Genomic DNA, 2,498 nt, shown 5'->3' on the forward strand with positions numbered 1-2,498 from the left:
CGGGGTGCGCGGGCAGGTGGCCTCGCCCACGTTCATCATCGCTCGCGTGCACCCCTCGCTCGGCGACGGGCCGCCCCTGGTGCACGTGGACGCCTACCGCCTCGGCTCGCTCGAGGAGCTGGACGCCCTCGACCTGGACGCAGGCCTCGACGAGTCGGTGACCGTCGTCGAGTGGGGTGAGGGCCTCGCAGAGGTCCTCGCGGAGGACCGGCTCGAGATCCTCATCGACCGCCCGCACGGGGCGGCCGGCGGTGAGGAGGTCCTCCTCGACGGCTCGGGCGAGCGCCGGGTCACCGTGCGCGGGGTCGGTCCGCGATGGGCAGGGGTCGACCTGCCGGGCTGAGCGTCGGTCCGTCCCGTCCACCCGTGCGTCCACCAGTGGGAGAATGCCGCCGTGCCCGTCCTCTGCCTCGACACCTCCGCCGAGATCGCCGTCTGCCTGCTCGCCGACGACGGCTCGGTGCTCGCCCGCCGTCAGGTCGCCGAGCAGCGCCGCCATGCCGAGCTGCTCGGCCCGATGATCACCTCGGTGCTGAGCGATGCCGGCGTGGACCGGCTCGCGGTGTCGGCCGTCGCCGTCGGCACCGGCCCTGCGCCCTTCACCGGGCTGCGGGCAGGACTCGTCACGGCGCGCACTCTCGCGTTCGCCCTGGGCGTGCCGGCGCACGGGGTGTGCAGCCTCGACGTGCTCGCGGCGCAGGCGTTCGCCGCCGGTCTGCACGGCGAGGTGCTCGTGGTCACCGACGCGCGCCGCCGTGAGGTCTACGCCGCCCGGTACCGCGCCGCCTCGGCCGCAGGCGCCTCGAGTGCGGGCCTCGCAGCGGATCTCGCAGCGGACCTCGCAGAGGTCGAGGTCGTCGTCGGTCCGTCCGTCGACCACCCGGCAGCCCTCGCGGGGCAGTCCGGATCCGTCGTCGGGCCCGGTGCGCTGCTGTACCCGGACGAGCTCCCGGCCGCCGAGGGGGCGCCCGTCGTGCTCGACGTGGCGGTCCTCGGCAGGCTCGCGATCGCCAGGGCCGCCCGCGGTGTCGAGCAGCCGACGGCTCCGCTGTACCTGCGCCGGCCCGATGTCACCCCCTCGGCCTCGCGCAAGCGCGCCACGGGATGAGCACGAGGACGGCAGGAGCGTGAGCTCCGGCGGCACGGAACCCGTGGTGCGTCGGCTGAGCGTCGCGGACGTCCCGGACCTCGTGGCCCTGGAGCAGCTGCTCTTCGGCCCGTCCGCCTGGAACGAGGTGATGGTGGTCGAGGAGCTCACCGCGCGGAACCGGTGGTACGTCGGGATCGACGGACCCGGCGCGCCCGCGCGACGGTCCCCTGGCCCGGTCGGTGCTCCGCCGGAGCCCGCGCGCTCGCCCCGCCGGACGCTGGTCGGCTACGCGGGCTCGGCCTTCGACGGCGAGGTCGTCGAGGTGATGACGATCGGGGTGGCTCCCCACGCCCAGCGCCAGGGGCTCGGGAAGGTGCTCCTGGACGCGCTCGTCTCCCAGGCGCGGACCGTGGGGGCGCAGGCCGTGCTTCTCGAGGTCCGGGTCGACAACGACCCGGCGATCGCGCTGTACGAGCGCACCGGGTTCGCGGTGGTGGGCCGGCGGCGCAGGTACTACCAGCCGGAGGACGTCGACGCCTGGACGATGCGCAAGGAGCTCTGAGTCGGTGGCCGTGCCCGGTACCCGGCGCGCGGCCGCGCCCCCCGGCCCGCTCGCGCGGACCGGAGGGCGCGCGGGGCTCAGACCGCGCGGGCCGCGCGTTCGAAGTCGAGGCGTGCGGCGCGCGGGTGCGCCTGGTTGTCGGCTGCGGGTCGGCCGACCAGCACGACCATGATCGAGCGCCAGGAGGTGCCGGCGAGCAGGTCGACGTCGATCCCGGAGGCGTCCATCCCGCTCATCGGCCCGATGTCGAGGCCGGCAGCGCGCAGGCCGACCAGGAGGTAGCCGGCCTGGAGGTGCGCGTTGTCGCGGGACAGGCGCTCGCGCGTGGCGAGGTCGTCGGCGAACAGGGCGGCGGCGCCGGGCATGTGCGGCATGAGCTCACCGAGGTTCTCGTGGAAGTCGGTGTCGGCGGCCAGCACGAGGGCGAGCGGCGCGTCCAGCACCCGCTGGCGGTTCCCCTCGCCCATGTGGGCGGCCAGTCGCTCGCGGGCCTCCGGGGTGCGCACCTGGAGCAGGCGCAGCGGGGAGGTGTTGAGCGCCGTCGGCCCCCAGCGGACGAGGTCGTAGACGGCCTCGACGGTCTCCTCGGGAACGGGCTCGTCGGACCAGGCCCGCACGGAGCGGGCACCGCGGAAGAGTGCGTCCTGGGCGGTCGGGTCGATCTGGAACGTGGGGGCGAGTGCGGTCTCTGTCATGCCTAGTTCAACGCTCAACTACCCTCGAATCATCCCAGGTTCGACTGTGTGCCTCGTCACATCGATGTCCCCCGGTGCTCGGCCCGCCGCCTAGGCTTGTCCCATGTCCACAGATCGCCTCGTCCTCGGGATCGAGACCTCCTGCGACGAG

General features: G+C 74.5%; 4 protein-coding genes. 3 read left to right on the forward strand and 1 reads right to left on the reverse strand.

The annotated features are described in order from the left end of the window. The 3 genes from ABWK99_RS15620 to rimI all read left to right on the forward strand — a co-directional run. Window positions 1-343: tRNA (adenosine(37)-N6)-threonylcarbamoyltransferase complex ATPase subunit type 1 TsaE (locus ABWK99_RS15620; RefSeq protein ID WP_372595609.1), on the forward strand; the 343-nt coding region annotated here is incomplete at its 5' end. A 51-nt stretch (window positions 344-394) separates the two neighbouring features. Beyond that, window positions 395-1,108: a tRNA (adenosine(37)-N6)-threonylcarbamoyltransferase complex dimerization subunit type 1 TsaB gene (gene tsaB, locus ABWK99_RS15625; protein ID WP_372595610.1), complete on the forward strand. Its 714-nt coding sequence runs from the start codon at window positions 395-397 to the stop codon at window positions 1,106-1,108. 19 nt (window positions 1,109-1,127) lie between these two features. After that, window positions 1,128-1,652 (forward strand): ribosomal protein S18-alanine N-acetyltransferase, encoded by a 525-nt coding sequence (gene rimI / locus ABWK99_RS15630; RefSeq protein WP_372595611.1) that lies wholly within the window; start codon window positions 1,128-1,130, stop codon window positions 1,650-1,652. A gap of 77 nt (window positions 1,653-1,729) precedes the next feature. On the opposite strand, the gene ABWK99_RS15635 is transcribed toward rimI, so the two are convergent. Further along, window positions 1,730-2,347 (reverse strand): malonic semialdehyde reductase, encoded by a 618-nt coding sequence (locus ABWK99_RS15635; protein ID WP_372595612.1) that lies wholly within the window; start codon window positions 2,345-2,347, stop codon window positions 1,730-1,732. Between the last annotated feature and the right edge of the window lie 151 nt (window positions 2,348-2,498).

Origin of the sequence: Actinotalea sp. (assembly GCF_041597215.1) — a bacterium.
Lineage (GTDB): Bacteria > Actinomycetota > Actinomycetes > Actinomycetales > Cellulomonadaceae > Actinotalea.

Excerpts from the sequence above, each read along its gene's own strand:
- ABWK99_RS15635 (WP_372595612.1), bottom strand. The coding sequence starts at position 2,347 with ATGACAGAGACCGCACTCGCCCCCACGTTCCAGATCGACCCGACCGCC.